The organism is Actinokineospora sp. HUAS TT18 (assembly GCF_051364635.1).
GTDB lineage: Bacteria > Actinomycetota > Actinomycetes > Mycobacteriales > Pseudonocardiaceae > Actinokineospora.
In genome coordinates, this window is sequence record NZ_CP195645.1 from 6,519,552 (window position 1) to 6,537,073 (window position 17,522).

Annotated in this window: 15 protein-coding genes; 5 read left to right on the forward strand and 10 right to left on the reverse strand. The window is 70.7% G+C overall.

Going from position 1 to position 17,522, the window contains the following annotated elements; translation table 11 throughout:
* Positions 1-8 precede the first annotated feature (8 nt).
* Positions 9-1,118 carry a TIGR03364 family FAD-dependent oxidoreductase gene (locus ACSHT8_RS30295; protein WP_436494751.1) on the reverse strand — a complete coding sequence of 370 codons (1,110 nt, stop codon included), beginning with the start codon at positions 1,116-1,118 and terminating at the stop codon, positions 9-11.
* 152 nt (positions 1,119-1,270) lie between these two features.
* Between ACSHT8_RS30295 and ACSHT8_RS30300 the strand changes: the two genes are divergently transcribed.
* Both ACSHT8_RS30300 and ACSHT8_RS30305 read left to right on the forward strand, forming a co-directional pair.
* Positions 1,271-2,038 carry a GntR family transcriptional regulator gene (locus ACSHT8_RS30300; RefSeq protein WP_436494753.1) on the forward strand — a complete coding sequence of 256 codons (768 nt, stop codon included), beginning with the start codon at positions 1,271-1,273 and terminating at the stop codon, positions 2,036-2,038.
* Positions 2,035-2,688 carry a phosphonatase-like hydrolase gene (locus ACSHT8_RS30305; RefSeq protein ID WP_436494755.1) on the forward strand — a complete coding sequence of 218 codons (654 nt, stop codon included), beginning with the start codon at positions 2,035-2,037 and terminating at the stop codon, positions 2,686-2,688. The genes ACSHT8_RS30300 and ACSHT8_RS30305 overlap by 4 nt, the downstream gene beginning before the upstream one ends.
* Here ACSHT8_RS30305 and ACSHT8_RS30310 read toward each other — a convergent pair.
* Together ACSHT8_RS30310 and ACSHT8_RS30315 are read right to left on the reverse strand one after the other, a co-directional pair.
* Positions 2,685-3,446, reverse strand: coding sequence for an adenylate/guanylate cyclase domain-containing protein (locus ACSHT8_RS30310; protein ID WP_436494757.1), 762 nt, complete (start codon positions 3,444-3,446; stop codon positions 2,685-2,687). The genes ACSHT8_RS30305 and ACSHT8_RS30310 overlap by 4 nt on opposite strands.
* A gap of 9 nt (positions 3,447-3,455) precedes the next feature.
* Positions 3,456-3,866 carry a hypothetical protein gene (locus ACSHT8_RS30315; protein ID WP_436494759.1) on the reverse strand — a complete coding sequence of 137 codons (411 nt, stop codon included), beginning with the start codon at positions 3,864-3,866 and terminating at the stop codon, positions 3,456-3,458.
* Between the two features lie 78 nt (positions 3,867-3,944).
* Between ACSHT8_RS30315 and ACSHT8_RS30320 the strand changes: the two genes are divergently transcribed.
* Positions 3,945-4,310 carry a VOC family protein gene (locus tag ACSHT8_RS30320; protein ID WP_436494761.1) on the forward strand — a complete coding sequence of 122 codons (366 nt, stop codon included), beginning with the start codon at positions 3,945-3,947 and terminating at the stop codon, positions 4,308-4,310.
* A 125-nt stretch (positions 4,311-4,435) separates the two neighbouring features.
* On the opposite strand, the gene ACSHT8_RS30325 is transcribed toward ACSHT8_RS30320, so the two are convergent.
* Entirely contained in the window at positions 4,436-5,635 is a 1,200-nt protein-coding gene (locus ACSHT8_RS30325; RefSeq protein WP_436494763.1) for an ROK family transcriptional regulator, read from the reverse strand.
* Positions 5,636-5,758: 123 nt separating this feature from the next.
* On the opposite strand from ACSHT8_RS30325, the gene ACSHT8_RS30330 reads away from it, so the two are divergent.
* On the forward strand, positions 5,759-9,562 hold the full coding sequence (locus ACSHT8_RS30330) for an endo-alpha-N-acetylgalactosaminidase family protein (protein WP_436494765.1): 3,804 nt from the start codon (positions 5,759-5,761) through the stop codon (positions 9,560-9,562).
* A gap of 108 nt (positions 9,563-9,670) precedes the next feature.
* Positions 9,671-10,459 (forward strand): prepilin peptidase, encoded by a 789-nt coding sequence (locus ACSHT8_RS30335; RefSeq protein ID WP_436494767.1) that lies wholly within the window; start codon positions 9,671-9,673, stop codon positions 10,457-10,459.
* Here the strand turns inward: ACSHT8_RS30335 and ACSHT8_RS30340 are convergent.
* From ACSHT8_RS30340 to ACSHT8_RS30365, 6 genes are read right to left on the reverse strand one after another with little or no spacing between them, the layout of a single operon-like run.
* Positions 10,449-12,494, reverse strand: coding sequence for a hypothetical protein (locus ACSHT8_RS30340; RefSeq protein WP_436494769.1), 2,046 nt, complete (start codon positions 12,492-12,494; stop codon positions 10,449-10,451). The genes ACSHT8_RS30335 and ACSHT8_RS30340 overlap by 11 nt on opposite strands.
* Positions 12,491-13,108 (reverse strand): PulJ/GspJ family protein, encoded by a 618-nt coding sequence (locus ACSHT8_RS30345; protein WP_436494771.1) that lies wholly within the window; start codon positions 13,106-13,108, stop codon positions 12,491-12,493. Before ACSHT8_RS30345 ends, ACSHT8_RS30340 begins: the two co-directional genes overlap by 4 nt.
* Positions 13,099-13,539, reverse strand: a complete 441-nt coding sequence (locus ACSHT8_RS30350) for a type IV pilus modification PilV family protein (protein WP_436494773.1) — start codon at positions 13,537-13,539, stop codon at positions 13,099-13,101. The genes ACSHT8_RS30345 and ACSHT8_RS30350 overlap by 10 nt, the downstream gene beginning before the upstream one ends.
* Before the next feature lies 1 nt (position 13,540).
* A complete protein-coding gene (locus tag ACSHT8_RS30355) occupies positions 13,541-14,743 on the reverse strand; it encodes a type II secretion system F family protein (RefSeq protein ID WP_436494774.1) in 1,203 nt (400 codons plus the stop codon).
* 1 nt (position 14,744) lies between these two features.
* Positions 14,745-16,379 carry a GspE/PulE family protein gene (locus ACSHT8_RS30360; RefSeq protein WP_436494776.1) on the reverse strand — a complete coding sequence of 545 codons (1,635 nt, stop codon included), beginning with the start codon at positions 16,377-16,379 and terminating at the stop codon, positions 14,745-14,747.
* Positions 16,376-17,467, reverse strand: coding sequence for a type IV pilus twitching motility protein PilT (locus tag ACSHT8_RS30365; protein WP_436494778.1), 1,092 nt, complete (start codon positions 17,465-17,467; stop codon positions 16,376-16,378). The genes ACSHT8_RS30360 and ACSHT8_RS30365 overlap by 4 nt, the downstream gene beginning before the upstream one ends.
* Positions 17,468-17,522 lie beyond the last annotated feature (55 nt).

Here is a 17,522-nt window from a genome sequence, read left to right on the forward strand (position 1 = left end):
GTTTCGGTTTAAAGAAGGTCGTCGAGCACGCGGGGAGCGAGCCCGAGGGCGGTGGTCATGCCGATGCCGGAGGTGACCGAGACGACTCGGACACCCTCGACCGGCGCGGCGATGAGGAAGGGGTCCGGCGCGGAGGCGTAGATCCCGCGCCAGCGCTGGCGGACGGTCAGGCTCGGCACGCCGAGCAGGGTGGCGGTCTCGGCGAGCACCGCGGCGTCGAGCACGTCGTCGTCGTACGGCGCGAGCGTGCGGTCGTACTGGTGGGTGTCACCGATGGTGAGCTCGCCGGTGGGGGCCTGGGTGAACATGAGGTTCAGGCCGATGTCGATCAGCTCGGGGCGCTCGGCGGCGAGCCGGGCGCGCAGGGCGGGCAGGGACGCGCACGCGGCGAAGCCGGCGTAGCGCAGCATGGAGTGACCGGTGAGGACCGCGGCGTCGATCGGGCGGCCGTGCGGGTCGTCGACGCGCAGCATCCGCAGCGCGCAGCGGCGGATCCCGGCTTTCTCGGCGAGGTCGGGGAAGTGCCGGTCGACGTTGTGGCCGACCGCGAAGACGACCTTCCCGGCCCGGATCGCGCCGCGGCTGGTGCCGAGCAGGCCGGGCTCGACGGTGTGGACCGTTGTGCCCCAGTGGAACCGCACACCGCGGTCGGCCAGCCACGCCGCGATGGCGTGCACGGCTTCGCGCGGGTCGACCCGGATGTCCAGCGGCAGCAGCGCGCCGCCGACCACGGGGCCGCACGTCACGCGGTCGGCGACCTCGGCGGCGTCGAGCAAGGTGACCTGGCCGTCGCGGGCGGCGTGGAACTCCTCCAGCACCGCGTACTCGTCGTCGCCGCGGGCGACCACGACGGTGCCCGCGTCGCGGACCCAGAAGCCCGCCGCCTTGGCCAGCCGCAGCCACGACTCGCGGGCCGCGAGGCCGTATTCCAGGGCGATACCGTCCTGGGCGGTCACACAGCCGTGGCCGAAGTTGCGCACCGACGCGCCGGTCGCCCGGTCGTCGCGCTCGACCACGGCGACCGACAGACCGCGTTCCAGCGCCGCGTGGGCGTGGGCGAGGCCCACGATCCCGGCGCCGACCACGACCACCTCGGCCGACTCGATCTCACTTGTCATGACAAGAACCATGGGAGAGTCGCACCTGTCGTGTCAACGTCGAGTTCTGGCCAATCGACCCTGTTCATCCAGCGTTCATTGCCTGCTGTTCCAGCCGAAATCTCTGTCCACAGTGGTGTTACTGCGGCGCAACTGCATGTATTGTCAAGTCCATGGGGATGCCACTACACGAACGCATCGCGGCCGACGTGCGGCGCCAGATCGCCAGCGGGGAGCTGGCGGTCGGCGCACCGGTCCCGTCGGAGTCGCAGCTCTGCGCCACCTGGGACGCCTCGCGCGGCCCGGTCCGGCAGGCGCTGGCGACGCTGCGCGCCGAAGGGCTGATCGGCGGGGGCCGGGGCAAGCCGCCGGTCGTGCGCAGGCAGGGACTCAGCCAGCCGTTCGACACGTTCCTCTCGTTCTCCCGCTGGGTCGAGGGGCTCGGGCGGACGCCGGGGCAGCGCACGATGGAGGTCGCGCGCAGGCCCGCCACCGCCGAGGTCGCCGACCCGCTGCACATCGACGAGGGCGCGCCCGTCGTGCAGCTGCTGCGGCTGCGGCTGATCGACGACCGGCCGACGATGGTCGAGCGCTCGACGTTCACCGAGGGCGCCGGGCGGCTGCTGTTCGACTTCGACTGCGACTCCGGGTCGATCTACGCCTACCTCGCCTCGTGCGGGATCGACATCACCGTCGCCCACCACATGATCGACGCGGTCGCCGCCGACGCGACCGACAGCGAACTGCTCGGCGTGCCGGTCGGGGCGCCGCTGCTGCGGGAGCGGCGGCTGGCGCGCGGCGCGGCGGGCGAGGAGATCGAGTACTCCGACGACCGCTACCGCGGCGACATGATCAGTTTCAGCATCGAGAACAGCCAACAGGCCGCGCTGCCCGCACTGGTGCGCAGCCTGAGCCAGACCGGGAAGAAGCCAGCGTCGTGATCGAGCTCGCCGTACTGGACATCGCCGGGACCACCGTCGAGGAACATCAGGCCGTCTATGTCGCCTTGGAGGACGCCGTCCGCGCCGCGGGTGTCGACCCGACCGTCGCCGACATCCAGCGGTGGATGGGCGCGGACAAGCGCGAGGCCATCGGCGGACTGCTCGGCGTCGATCCGTCCACAGTGGACGACACGCTGGCGGACTTCCGTGCCAGGTTGGCCGCCGCGTACGCCGCCACGCCGCCCACTCTGCTGCCCGGCGTCGCCGACGCGCTGGGGAAGCTGCGGGCCAACGGGGTGAAGGTCGCGCTGACCACCGGCTTCGACCGCGGCGTCACCGATTCGCTGCTCGCGGTCGTGGGGGTCGACGACACCGTGGTGGACGCCGTCATCTGTGTCGACGACGTCCCGGCGGGCCGCCCGGCGCCGTACATGATCTTCCGGGCGATGGAGCGGACCGGCGTCCGCGACGTCTCGCGCGTGCTGACCGCGGGCGACACCGTGCGCGACCTCGAAGCGGGGACGAACGCGGGCGCGGGCATGGTCGTCGGCGTGCTGTCGGGCGGCCTCGACGCCACCGCGCTCGGCGCCGTCCGGCACACGCACCTGCTGCCGAGCGTGGCCGACCTGCCTGAGCTGCTCGGGTACTAGCTGTAGTTGGGGACGACCGCGAAGACCTCCAGGTCACGCGGGACGCCCTTCGCGCGGAAGCGGCGGCGGCGCAAGGTGTAGCGGCTGGTGTCGGTGTTCGCCAGCGCCGGGCCGGACACCAGCACCTCGCCGCCGGAAGCCGCGGCGGCGACGCGTGCGGCGATGTTGACGTCGACGCCGAGGTAGTCGTCGCCGACGCGGCGGGGCAGGCCCGCGTGCAGGCCGGTGCGCAGCTGCGGGCGGTAGCCGTCGAGGGTGATGGCGCTGACCGCGGTACACGCCTCGTAGGCGGCGTCGATGGCCTTGGCGGTGTCGCCGAAGACGGCCATGACGCCGTCGCCGAGGGACTTCACCACGGTGCCGCCGTGCCGGGCGACGACGGTCTCGGTGGCCTTGCCGACGTCGGCGAGCAGGCGCAGGACTTGGTCGTCGCCCGCGCGCAGCGCCCAGGTGGAGAAGCCCACGAGGTCGGTGAACAGGATGGTGACCTCGCCGGTGGTCGACGTGGTGCCGCGGACGGCCTGCCAGATCTGCACGGCGGTCAGCCCGAGTTCGCGCAGGGCACTGGGTCGGTCGGCGCCCGCCTGCTCGATGAGCCGGGCGACCCGGTCGGAGGCGTGGTTGCCCACGGGCGGCACGTAGCGGCCGGGCGCGAGGCCGCGGACCGTGCGGGCGGTGCGGACCACGCCGTCGTGGCGGTCGGACTCGCGAAGCAGCCGCCGCAGCCGAGCCCAAGCCGTGCTCTCCGGGGTCGTCACAACCAAACCTTACTGCGGCGTAGCTTTCCGGCGCTGTGATCTGAGCACGAGCGCGACGATGACGCCGTAGGCGAGGTGGTCGGCCACCTGGGGTCCGACCGGCAACGCGCGGACGCGGGGGAACCGGCGGCCGACGACGCCCAGGTCGATGGCGGCGATGGCCAGGCCCGCGAGCACGCCGGTGGTGGGGCGGTCCGCGCGGGGGAGGCGGGCGATGACCTGCGCCCAGCCCAGGGACAGGGCCGCGTGGGCGATGGCCGCGGCGGGGATAAGTCGGCTGCGGCTGGTCTCGTTCGGGAGTATCAATGTTCCCGCGGCGAGGGTGGCTTCGAGTGGGTCCGACCTGGTCAGCAGTGCCCATGTGGTGGAGGGGAGGCCGCTGAGGACGCCCGCGACCGCACCCGCGAGCAACGCTGTCATGACCTCAGTATGGCTTGTGGACGGAAGCTGTCCGCAATGGTCGATAGCGTTGTCTCATACCGAACGAGAGGAACCGTCATGGAGTGCAGGCTCGAACTGATCTCGGTCCCGGTCAGCGACGTCGAACGCTCGATCAAGTTCTACGCCGAGCAGGTCGGCTTCAACCTCGACCACGACCACCAGGTGACCGAGGACCTGCGGTTCGTGCAGCTCACCCCGCGCGGGTCGGCGTGCTCGATCTCCATCGGCACCGGGATCACCCAGGCCGAGCCGGGTTCGGTGCAGGGCCTGCAGGTCGTGGTGGACGACGTCGAGGTCGCGCACGCGCACCTGGTGAAGAACGGCGTCGAGGTGTCCGAGGTGCAGGACTTCCCCTGGGGCCGGTTCGTGTTCTTCAGCGACCCGGATGGCAACGGCTGGGCCGTCCAGCAGATCGTCAGCTAGTCCGCCACCCCGAATTTCTAAGCCCCGTCACCTTCCAGGCGAAGGTGCGGCTGGGGCGGCAACCGTGGTTGGCCGCCGTCACGGTGCCCCTTGGCCGCGGCTGGTCGGTGCGTGGTTTCTGCGACCTATCCGGCGATGGTGGGGTCGGTGACGATCCGTTCCAGAGCGGCCTGGGCGCCGCCGTGGCCCGCGGCGGCGAAGCCCAGGCCGGACAGCACGATCCGGCAGCCGCCCGCGTCCGGGGCCAGCACGCGGGCGGCCACCTGCGCGCGGACGCCGTCGAGCAGGAAGTCGCCCAGCGCGGCGAAGTAGCCGCCGAGGACCAGCACCTCCGGGTTGACCATGTTGATCAGCACCGACGCGCCGAGGCCGAGGTCGGCGGCGATGGTGTTCAGGGCGTCGAGAGTGCGACGGTCGCCGCGTTCGGCGCGGCGGCGCAGGTCGGTGAGGCGTTCGTCGATGTCACGGGCCGGGTCGTGCACGGGGTCGTCCGGGTCGGCGGCCAAGTGCAGCAGGGTGCCGAGGCCGACCATGGTCTCCCAGCAGCCGCGCCGCCCACAGGGGCATTCGCGCTGCCGCGGGTCCAGCGGCAGGTGCCCGATCTCGCCGGAGAAGCCGCGGGTGCCGCGCACGACGCGGCCGCCGGAGATGAACCCGGCGCCGACGCCCGCCTCGCCGAACAGGTAGGCCAGATCGGCGGTGCCCGCGGCGACGCCGGACACCCACTCGGCGACGGCGGCAAGCTTGACGTCGTTGTCGACCTCGATCGGCAGCCGCGTCCGGCGCAGCCTGCGGGCCAGCCCGTCGACCACGGCGACGTCGCGCCAGCCGAGGTTCGACGCGAAGGCGACGCGGCCCGCGGCGTGGTCGACCACGCCCGGCACGGCGACGGTGATGCCGACGGGTCGGCAGCCGCGGGTGCGCAGGACCTGCCGCACCAGCTCGGCGACGGCGTCGAGCGCGACGTCCGGGGCGCTGCCCTTGACGTCGAGGGCCAGTCGACGATTCGCCCGCACCTCGCCGGTCAGCGCGACGGCGACAGCGCTGACGTAGTCGACGCTGATCTCCACGCCGATCCCGCACACCTCGCCGTCGACCTCGTGGATCAAGCCGGGGCGGCCGGTGTAGCCGGTCTGCTCCAGCCTGCCCTCGCGCGCCAGGCCGCGGTCGACGAGCTCGGCGACCAGGCTCGACACGGCGGCCTTGGTCAGGCCGGTCTCGTCGGCGAGCTTGGCCCGGGTGGTTGGGCCACCGTCGCGCAGCGCGCGCAGCACCAGCGACAGGTTGTGCCTGCGGACGTTGGTGCTGTCCGACTTCTCCCGCATCGGCGCTCTCCGTTATTAGTGGTGACTCTGAACTATATTACTGCTGGTCAAGCGGTTGCTAGTTGACTGACTGGCACGGTTGCGGCTAGGAAGGTGACGCAGACCTCACCTGGAGGAGTAGTCGTGCCCCATCCCCACCGCATCGCGGTAGCGGCGGTCCTGGCCCTGGCGGCCGGGCCGCTGACGGCCCCGGCCGCGCACGCCGCCGACGTCATCACCCTGCGCTCTCCCGACTTGTCCGTCACCGTCGCCGACGACTTCCCGCGCGTTCTCGCCTACACCGACACCGCGACCGGCGCCACCGTCGGCGGCCGGGTCGACCCGGTCACGTCGGTGCTCATCGACGGCAAGCCCTACGAGCCGCGACTGGACGGCCCACCGGAGTCCGACGGGCGCCGAGCAGGCTATCGGCTGGTGTTCCCGCAGCTTCCGGGCGTGCGGCTGCACGCGAGCCTGGCCGTGGACGGCCGCGTCACGACGTTCCGCGTCGACCGCGTCGAGGACACCGACGCCGCCCGCGTGCACACCATCGAGATCCCCAACCACGACCTGGTGTCGGTGCGCGGCACCGACCCGGCGGCGCAGGTGGCCGCGGCGCGGGTCGACCTGGCGGTGAACCGCAGCGGCGACACGATCTACCCGGTCACCCCGGCCACGCCCGCCGACGCGGCGCCGATCAGCTCGTACTACACGCTGGTGTCGACGGGCAGGCTCGCGGCCGCGCTGGAGACGAACTCGGTGTGGGACAAGCCGGCCGGGACCGTCACCAACGACAACGGCCACTTCTGGCGGCGGGCCCGCAAGGTCGGGACCGACACCGTCGTCGGCGTCTGGAGCGGCCAGTGGACCTACCGGGCGCAGGGGGCGTCGGCGGCTGACACCGAGCCGCTGCCGGAGGTGAAGGTCGCGGTCACCCCGGAGCGCAACGGCGACGGCGTCGTCGACTGGCAGGACGGCGCGCTGGCGCTGCGCGAGATCGCGCCCGCGCCGAAGGGCGGGGAGAAGACCGCGGACCGCGTGGTCCAGCGCATCCCGTTCAACATCGCGTCGATGGCCACGAACCCGTTCGCGCGGACCCTGGACGAGACCAAGCGGATCAACCTGGCCACCGACGGCCTCGGCCAGTTGGTGATCCTCAAGGGCTACCAGTCCGAGGGCCACGACGCGGCCCACCCGGACTACGGCGGCAACTACAACACGCGCGCCGGTGGCCTCACGGATCTGAAGACGCTGCTGGACAAGGGTTCGGCGTACAACGCGGACTTCGGTGTCCACGTCAACGCCACCGAGTCGTACCCGGAGGCGCACGCGTTCTCGGAGACGCTGGTCGACAAGAACAACAAGCAGTGGGCGTGGATGGACCAGTCGTACCGCATCGACCAGCGCCGCGACCTGACCAGCGGCGACATCCAGCAGCGGCTCAAGCAGCTCGCCACCGAGACCGGCGGCAAGCTGGACTTCCTCTACTGGGACGTCTTCCGCGAGTCCGGCTGGACCGCCGACCGCCTCGCGCGCGAGGTCAAGGCCCTGGGCTGGGAGATCACCACCGAGTGGTCCCACCGCTTCGTCCGCGACGCACTGTGGACGCACTGGTCGGCCGACTTCGACTACGGCGGCCTCGACACCAAGGGCATCAACTCCCGCATCATGCGGTTCGTCGACAACCACCGCCGCGACGTCTACATCCCGCACCCGCTGCTGGGCAGCGCGCAGATCGAGGAGTTCGAGGGCTGGACGGGCGAGGTCGACTACCCGAAGTTCCTGCGGAACGTCTTCGCCAACAACCTGCCGGTGAAGTTCCTCCAGCACTTCCCGATCCAGCGCTGGGCGGACACGGAGATCACCCTGGACAAGGGCGTCCGGGTTACCGGCACGTCGGCCGCGGACCGGAAGATCTACGCGGGCCAGGTGAAGGTGGCCGACGGCGACACCTACCTGCTGCCATGGAACCCCGCTTCGCCCGACAAGCTCTACCACTACAACGCCAAGGGCGGCCAGACGACGTGGCAGCTCCCCACCCCGTTCGCGGGCGCCTCCTCGCTGCGGCTGTCGAAGCTGACCGACTCCGGCCGGACCGATGCGGGTGAACTCGCTGTCCAGAATGGACAGATCACGCTGACGGCCGAGCCGAACACCGCCTACGTCCTCACGACCGAGGCGGGCACCACCCCGGACGTGCACTACGGCGAAGGCACCCCACTCCGCGACCCCGGCTTCACCTACGGCGACTTCCGCGCCTGGCAGATCGACGGGTCCGCCGCGGTGGTCCGCAACGCCCGCGGCCAGTCGGAGGCCGTCGTCACCGGTTCGGATGAGGCGAGCATCAGCCAGCAGTTGCAGCTCGCCCCCGGCAGCTACGCGGCGTCGGTGGACGTCGAGGTGGAGCCGGGCAAGACCCGCCCGTCGTTCCTGACGGTGCACGCCACCGGAACCGGCGCTCCCAAGTCGGCTCTGGTGGACCGGTCGACGCTGGTCAACACGACCGCGTCCGACGAGAAGCACGGAACCCACTTCCAGCGGACCCGCGTGTTCTTCGACGTCCGCCCAGGTCACGCGCGGACCAAGCTGAGCCTGCGGGTCGCGGAGGGCACCGGCACGGTCCGCTTCGACAACGTCCGCGTCGTGCCGATGGCCCGCCCGGACACGTGGGACTTCGAGAGCGTCGACGCGGGCTGGGGACCATTCGTTCGCGGCCCACTCCCGGTCAGCGACGCCAACACCCACTTGGCTGAACGGCACGCGCCGTACACACAGCGGGGTTGGCACGGCAAGAAGATCGACGACGTGATCGCGGGGGACTGGAGCCTGAAGTCGTTCGAGTACGAGCCGGGCATCAGCTACCGCACCACCTCGGCGACGACCCGCTTCACCCCCGGCCACCGCTACCGGATCGACTTCACTTACGAGAACGCCTTGGCGGGCGCCTACGGCTGGACCGTCGGCGTCGACGGCCCCGCGGGCACCAAGGAGATCAGCACCACCCCGTTCGCGGAGCAGACCACCCCGGCCGAACACCACCAGGAATTCGTGGCGGGCGCCTGCGGCGACTACTGGGTCGGCCTGAAGCGCCTCGGCCCCAACGACGACCAGGTCGAGTTCACCCTCGACAACTTCCGGGTCGTCGACCTGGGCGAAGCCGACACCTCCGACCCGTGCGGCGCGGTGGAGATCGCCCCCGCGACGGAGAAACTCCGGCCGGGCAAGCCCAACACCGTCACCACCACCTTCCACAACGGCGAACCTGCCCCCGCGACGGGCGTTTCCACGATCCTCACCGCACCCGCGGGCTGGCAGGTCACCCCGTCGGGTCCCACCACGATCGACACGGTCGCCTCCGGCGCTTCCGCGAGTACGGAATGGACAGTCATTCCGCCTTCGGACACCCCGGCCGAGGCGTACGAGCTGGTCGCCACCACCGCGTACCAGGCGAACGGTCCCCGAACGGTGTCGAACACGATCTCGGTGGAGACCGTCCCGCCCCCGCCGACCAGCGATGTCTGGGCCAGCGATCACGGGTGGCTGTCGGCTGCCAATGGCTGGGGCCCGGTCGAACGCGACCGCGCCAACGGCGAATCAGGCCAGGGCGACGGCGGCCCGATCAGGCTGAACGGAACCGTCTACGCCAAGGGGCTGGGAACCCACGCACCCAGTGAAGTCGTCTACTACGTCGGCGGAAACTGCCGGTCCTTCACGGCGGAAGTCGGCCTCGACGACGCACAGGCGAGCCGGGGTTCGGTCCAGTTCAAGGTCATGGCGGACGGCTTGAAGGTCGCCGAGTCCCCGGTCATGCGCCCGGACACCGCGACCTTCGCCCTGACAGCCACCACCACCGGCGCACAAGAGATCCGCCTGATCGTCACCGACGCCGGAGACGGAAACGGGAACGACCACGCGGACTGGGCTAACGCGAGACTGAACTGCTCATAACCGAACGGAAGAGCGCCGACAGTCCCCGGGGAATGTCGGCGCTCTTCGGCGTCCGGGGCGCCGTCGCCGCCGAGCGGACCACCGGGGCGGTCGTTACCCTCTCGTGGGGTGGACGGACTCACAGCGGGCATCGCGTATGTCATGGTGGCGCTCGTCGGGTTGGCTGTCGGCTCGTTCCTCAACGTCGTGATCCACCGGGTGCCCGCGGGTGAGTCCGTGGTCTCGCCGCCGTCGCGGTGTCCGGGGTGTGGGCGGGCGATCAGGGCGCGGCACAACGTCCCGGTGGTGGGGTGGCTGGTCCTGCGCGGCCGCTGCTTCGACTGCGGCACCGCGATCTCGCCGCGCTATCCGCTCGTCGAGCTCGGTACCGGGCTGATCTTCCTCGCGCTGGCGCTCCGGCTCGACCCGCCACTCTGGCCCGCCTATCTGACGTTCGCCGGCGTCGGCATCGCGCTCGCGGCCATCGACCTCGACACCCGCACGCTCCCGTCGAAGATCATCCTGCCGACCTACCCGGTCCTGGCCGTCCTGCTCGCGGGGGCGTCCGCGGTGCAAGGCGACTGGTGGGCGCTGATCCGGGCCGGGATCGGCGGAGCGGCGCTGTTCGCCTTCTACTTCCTGCTCGCCATGGTCCACCCGTCGGGCATGGGCTTCGGCGACGTCCGGCTGTCCGGGCTGATCGGCGGCGTGCTGGGCTACCTGGGCTGGGGCGCGTTCGCGGTCGGCGCGTTCGGGGGCTTCCTCCTCGGCGCGGTCGCCGGGGTGGCGGTCGTCGCGTTCGGGCGCGGCGGGCGCAAGACGGCGCTGCCGTTCGGGCCGTTCATGATCGCCGGGGCGATCGCGGCGGTCTTCGTCGGCGGGCCGATCGGGGACTGGTACCTGCGCCTCATCTCGTGAGCGAATAGCTGAGCACGCTCACTTGGCGCTGCCCCGCGACCGGGGTCACCGGGTCCGCGTCGACGAAGGCGACCTTCGCCCGCACCGACGGCGTCCCCGACGTCGCGCACGGGCCCGGCGGTGCGCACAGGTAGACGTTCAGGTACACGCTGAAGACGAACCCGGGGGAGTCGTCCGGCACCTCGATCACCGGGCCGGTGAAGGAGAAACTGCCGGTGAGCTTCACCCACAGGCTCCGCGCGACCACCCCGAACCGGAACACCTGCTCGGTCGCGTTGTTCAGCGTGATGTCCAGGACGGCCTTCGGCGCGTACGTCGTCCCCTGCACGTAGAACAGGTTGGTCGGGCTCCCGTCCGAGCTGACCATCGCGCACCGCGAGGCGTTGCCGCTGCCGGTGTACGGCGTGGCGGTGACGCAGCCGCTGACCGACCGCAGCGCGGGCGCGGTGTAGACGAGGTCGAGGGCGATGGCGTCGAGGTCCACGGTGTCGCCGTTCTTCGGCGGACTCGCCGTGATGTCGATCTTGGCGCCGGTGTAGCCGCTGCGGATCGCGGTCGACAGCGAGTTCGCCGACGCGACGTCCAGCGGGACCAGAGCGTTGTGCCACACGTTGGGCGGTGCCGCCCCGTCGAAGGTCCTGGAGATCGGGTTCCCGCCCGTGGGTGTCACCGTCACGGTGAACTGGACTTGCGAGTTGGAGTCGTCCGAGTGTCGGTGGACCAGTCGCACGTTGGCGGTCTTGAGCAGCGACCCCGCCGGGATCGCCGACGCCGGGAGGAACCCGGTGGCCGACAGCGTCCCGGTCGCGTTCTGGCCGTTGCCGGTCCGCTTCCAGCTCGCGAACTGGCCATCGATCGCCAGCACATTGGTCGGGTTCGAGAAGTTGGTCGAGGTGGCGCTCGTCGGAGCCAGGCCATTGAGCGTCGTGTCGGACTCCGCGCCGGACTTCAGGCCGTAGATAGCGACCGGCGGCCTGGTGGCGCTGTAGGTGCCGCAGATCTCGGCCTTGCCCGCCTTGACCGACAGCTGGCTGTCGCCGCCGAAGATGAACTGGACGCCGACGGCGCGCGCGTCCTTGATCGGGTTGTTGCACGATCCCGGGATCGTGGCCGGATTGGCGGGCTGGGCGACGACCTGGCCCGCGCCGTTGACCGGCGTCCCCGCGACCAGGTAGCCGCTGTTGACCGTCCACACCCGGCTTCCCGCGGGGACCGCCGGATGCGTCGAGTTGTGGAAGTCGAAGTAGTAGGTCCCGGGGGTGAACCAGAACGTGCTGTTGGTGCACCCGCTGCTCGACGTCATGATCGCGGACAGGCCGACGGCGTCGTCGTAGTAGCCGGGCTGGAAGGTGATGACCTTCCTGCCCGCCGCGCAGTCGGCGGTGGCCTGGGCGAGGCTGCGGTACGGCGGCACGGTCGCTGTCGCCGGGAGGTAGTTCGGGTCGTCGCCCAAGGGGTTGGGGGTGGCTCCGTAGTTGCAGGACGGCGGCGCGGGCACGCTGACGATCGCGCCAGAGCACGTGGTGCGGGCGTAGACCCTGGTGTTGGTGGTCAGGTTGCCCTTGACGATGTTGATGTTCGAGTTGGAGAAGACCACGCCGTGCACCCGGAACGTCGATCCCGTCGGCTGGTCGACGTTGACGCCGTCCTCGCCACCCGTGCCCAGGGTCAGGACCGCGCTGCCCGGGCGGTTGCACACCGACAGCGACGGGCACTGGATCAGCACCTTGGCCGGGTCGGGCGAGCACGACACCGTCGAAGCCACTCCGCCCGCGATGCCGTTGACGCTCATCGTGTTCGCGCCGCCGAAGCACTGCTGGCCGGGGGAGTTGTTGTAGGTGCTGTTGCGGATCGCGTTGATCGCCGCCGACGCGGCCGCGTCCGATGTGGAAGCGGTGGTGGCCTGGTCGCGCAGTTCGACCGTTGTGCGGATGCTCGTGCCCGCGAAGGTCAGCATCCCGAGCAGGACCAGCGAGACCACCGAGACCAGGACGAGCACCAGGATCAGGGCCGCACCGCGTTCGTCGCGCTTCATGTCTGCCTCCGCTGCCCGTTGAGGCTGATCGGGTAGGGGTCGGCGCCCGGTTTGGCCACCGTGAACGACAGGGTCACCTGCTGCGGCACCGCCGCCGTCGTGCACGTCCCGCCGCACGCCACGGTCAGCGACGCCGGGTCGACGTAGTGGGCCACGACGATGTCGGTCACCCCGCCCGCGCACTTGATCCGGTGCAGCTCCGTGCCGGACAGGTAGTACGCCACGACGTCGACGGACATCGTCGGCGTCGCCCCGGTGTTGTCCCAGCGGTCCGACAGCAGACGGATCTTGGCAGGCGGTGTGGCCGCCGTGCCGCAGACGTACCCGCCCGCGTTGTAGGCGGCGTCGAGCTGGATGGACGGCTTGAACCCGACCCCGCCCGCGCCCGCCGCGGCCGCGTAGTCGCGCATCCCGACTCCCGCGACGTCGTGACCGAAGTAGGTGGCGCTGATCTGCGCGTCGTGCGAGAGCTCCATCCGGTTCGACGAGTCGGTCGTGTTGCGGAAGCCGGAGATGATCATGGCGGCGACCGGCGCGGTGATCACGGACAGGATGACGACCGCCATCAGCAGCTCGACCAGGGTGAACCCGGCCTCGTCTCGGTTCATCCGCATAGCGCCTGCCCCAATCCGCACGGCTTGCGCACGACGATCACGACCCGTTCCACGGCCCGGCCGTCGCTCGCGCTCACCTGCAGCGTGAGCTGCTGCAGCCCGGTGTCGGCCGGGCAGGACGCCTGCCAGGCCGATCCGCTCCAGTACTTCGTGGCCGTGACCGAGGCGGCGTACCCGGCGGGCGCGGTGAACCCGGGCGGCGCGCTGTAGGCGCCCGGGCCCGCGCAGGCGGTGTAGCCGCCGGTGGCCACCCTGTTCTGGATCGCCTCGGCGTAGTCGCGCACCGTCGCGCCCGCCGTGGACTGCTTGCGGTGCAGGTCCGACGCGAGCACCCCGGTGGTCAGCCCGGCGCCGATCGCCACCGCGCCGATTCCGAGGATCACCACGGCGATCAGCAGCTCTAGGAGGGTCTCGCCCCGGTCGTCACGCATGTCAGGACACCTGGTTGAAGATGCCGTACATCGCCGACACCAGTGCCACGGCGACGAACCCGACGACGAGCCCCATCACCACGATCACCGCGGGCTCGAACAGCGCGGTCAGCTTCTTGAGCTTGTAGTCCAGCTCGCCCTCGTAGTACTGCGCGGTGACCTCCAGCTGGGTGTCCAGCGTGCCGGTCTCCTCGCCCACCCGGATCATCTGGCTCGCCGTCGTCGGGAACAGGCCGGTCGCCGCGATGGGCTTGGCCAGCCCCTCGCCCTCCAGCAGCGACTCGCCCGCCTCGGTCAGCGCCCGCACGAACACCCGGTTCCGCAGCGACTCCGTGGCCACCCGCAGCGCCTCGGGCAGCGACACGCCCGCGCTCACCATCGACGACAGGATCCGGCTGAACCGCTCGACCAGCGCGTACTGGATCGTGTTGCCCACGACCGGCAGCGAGAGGTACAGCTTGTCCCGCGCGTACCGCCCGCGGGTGGTGCGCACGATCCCGAACACGATCAGCGCGAGCAGCCCGAACCCGCCCAGCAGCACCCACCACCACTCGATGAGGAAGTCGGTGACGGCCAGCAGTATCCGGGTCGCGAGCGGCAGCTCGGCGTTGAGGCTGTCGAAGAAGACCTTGAACCTGGGCAGCACGAAACTGGCGAGAACCACGACCGTGATGATCGACATGCCCGCGATCATCGCCGGGTAGATCAGCGCGGACTTGATCTTGCGGCGGGCCTCCAGGTCCCGCTCGAGGTACTTGGCCAGCCGGTCCAGGACGCTGTCGAGCTTGCCGCTGAGCTCCGCCGACCGCAGGATTCCGCGGTAGAACTCGGGGAAGATCCTGGGGTGCTTGTCGAAGCAGTCCGACAGCTTCTCCCCACGTCGCAGTCCGTCCTCGACCTCGCGCATCATCTTGCGCACCGACGAGTTGTCGGCCTCGGACCCGAGCGTCCGCACCGCCTCGATCAGCGGCAGGCCGGCCCGGATGAACGCGCCGAGCTGGCGCGACAGGTGCATGACCTCTTCGCGCTTGACCCGCGGCGCGGTCAGCTCGGCCTTCAGGAGGCTCTTCTTCTCGGTGACCTGGATGTCGCGCAGCTCGCGCTCGTACAGCGCGAGCTCGGCCTGCTCGCGGCTGTCGGCCTTGTAGGTGCCGCTGGTGGCCGAGCCGTCCGGACCCGTTGCCACATAGGCGAATCTGGCCATCTCAGCTCCCGATCACATAGACGGAACGCAGTACTTCGGCCAGCGTGGTGACCCCGGTCTCGACCAGGTGGACCGCGCCCTCGGCCATGGTCCGCATGCCCTCGTAGCGGGCGACCTTGCGGAACTCCTCATGGGACGCCCGGCTCAGCACCAGGTCCCGGATCGGCTCGGTGATCGGCATCATCTCGTAGACGCCGATCCGCTCCAGATAGCCAGTGTGGGCGCAGAAGTTGCAGCCCGCGCCGTGCACGAACCCGGTCGTCGGCCGCGCCCCGCCCAGTGAGTCGAGGAACGCGAGTTCCTCCTTGGTCGGCTGGTACGGCTCGGTGCAGTATGTGCAGACCCGTCGGACGAGCCGCTGGGACAGCACGGCGGTGATCGACGAGGCGATCAGGAAGTTCTCGATCCCCATGTCCAGCAACCGGTGCAGCGCCGCGGCCGCGTCCGTCGCGTGCAGCGAGGACAGGACGAAGTGGCCGGTCAGCGCCGACTGCACGGCTATGCGCGCGGTCTCCACGTCGCGAACCTCGCCGACGAGGATGATGTCCGGGTCCTGCCGCAGGATGGACTTGAGCCCGCCCGCGAACGTGATCCCGGCCTGCTCGTTGATCTGGATCTGGTTGATCGACGGGAAGGTGTACTCGACCGGGTCCTCAATGGTCATGATGTTGCGGTCCGGGCTGTTGATCTCGCCCAGCGAGCCGTAGAGCGTCGTGGTCTTCCCGCTGCCGGTCGGCCCGGCGCAGATCACCATGCCGTACGGGGAGCGCAGGAGCGACGAGTAGCGCGCGGCCATCTCGGCGGGCATGCCGAGCTGTTCGAGGCGGTACAGCGGGCGGCTCTTGTCCAACAGCCGCAGCACCACCTTCTCGCCTCCGACAACCGCGGTCGTGGAGACCCGGATGTCGACCGCGCGCCCCTCGACGTCCATGCTGATCTGCCCGTCCTGCGGGCGCCTGCGCTCGACGATGTTCATGTCGGCGAGGATCTTGATGCGGCTGACCACGGCCGGTCCGATGGACTCCGGCAGGTCGAGCACGTCGTGCAGCGCGCCGTCGATGCGGTAGCGCACCCGGATCCGCTCCGGCTGCGGCTCGATGTGCACGTCCGAGGCGCGGTCGCGCAGCGCCTGGGTGATGATCAGCTGCACGACCTGCACCACCGGCGCGGCGTCGCTGGCCGACGCCGAGTCGGTGCGCGCGGCGCTGCGGTTGATCATGTCGCGGGCGGCGAAGTCCTTGACCCGCGCGTCGATGTTGGTCAGCGCGCGGTAGGTGTTGCCGATGGCCTTGTTGATGTCCGACGGCGTGGCCAGCTGCACCGCGAACGGCACGCCCGCGGCCTCGCGCAGCTCGTGCAGCACGGTGTCGGTCGGGTCGGCTACGGCGAACACCGCGCCGTTGCCGCTCTTCAGCTGCACCGCGACCAGCCTGCGCGCCACGGCCTCGGTGACCAGCGCGGTCGCGGCGGGCTCCGGGGTGACCTCGCGCAGGTCGACGACGGTCAGCGACCGCTCCTGGGCGATGGCCCGCACCCGCATCCGCTCGGCCTGCACGTCGGTCGGCGCGCTGGGCTTGGCGGCGGGGGCCTCGGGGACCGGGGTGGCCGCCTCGGTGCGCGTGCCGCGGAACTTCATGACGCCTCCACCCGGACGTGCGGCCGCGTCTCGATCTCATGCGGGTACAGGCTGCGCGCGGCGGCGTCGTCGGCCGTGATCTGGCCGGACTGGACCAAATAGGACAGTGACTGCTCGAAGGTGACCATGCCCTCGCGCTTGCCGGTGACCAGCGAGTTGCGCAGCTGGTGGGTCTTGCCTTCCTTGACCAGGTTGCGGATCGCGGAGTTGGCCACCAACACCTCGAACGCCGCGACGAGCCCGCCGCCGATCCGGGGGATGAGCCGCTGGTAGACGATCCCGGTCAGCGCGGCGGACAGCTGCACGCGCACCTGCGCCTGCTGCTCGGCCGGGAACACGTCGATCATGCGGGCGAGGGACTGCGCGGTGTCGTTGGTGTGCAGCGTGGCGAAGACGAGGTGGCCGGTCTCGGCGATCGTGAGGGCGAACCGGATCGAGTCCAGGTCGCGCATCTCGCCGACCAGCAGGACGTCGGGGTCCTCGCGGAGCGCGCTGCGCAGGGCGGTGTGGAAGGAGAAGGTGTCGTGCCCGACCTCGCGCTGGCTGACCGCGGCGCGCTTGTGCCGGTGCACGTATTCGATGGGGTCCTCGACGGTGATGATGTGGCAGGCGCGCTGGGTGTTGATGCGGTCGATGACCGCGGCCAGCGTCGTCGACTTGCCGGAGCCGGTCGGGCCGGTCACCAGGACAAGCCCCTGGTGCTGCTTGGCGAACTCGCCGAGCACCGGCGGCAGGCCCAGCAGCTCCATCGTCGGGATCTCCTGCGGGATCATCCGCAGCGCGACCGCGGTGTCCCCGCGCTGGGTGAACGCGTTGCCGCGGACGCGGCCGTCGGTGCGCCAGCTGAAGGAGAAGTCGTACTCGTGGGTCTTGGCCCAGTGCTGCTGCTGTTCCTCGTTGAGCAGCTGCGCGAGCAGGGCCTCGGTGTTCTCGGCGGTGAGGACCGGGTGGTTGGGGACCGGGAAGAGCGAGCCGTGGATCCGGATCTGCGGTGGCAGGCCCACGGTGAGCAGCAGGTCGGTGGCGCCCTCCTGCCACACGACGTCGAGCAGCTTGTCGACGTGGCTGCCGAGTTCGGGGCCGTGCATCGCGAACCTCCGGGATCGAGTCGGAAAAGGGAGGGGGAGGGCCGCCCCCTGGGCG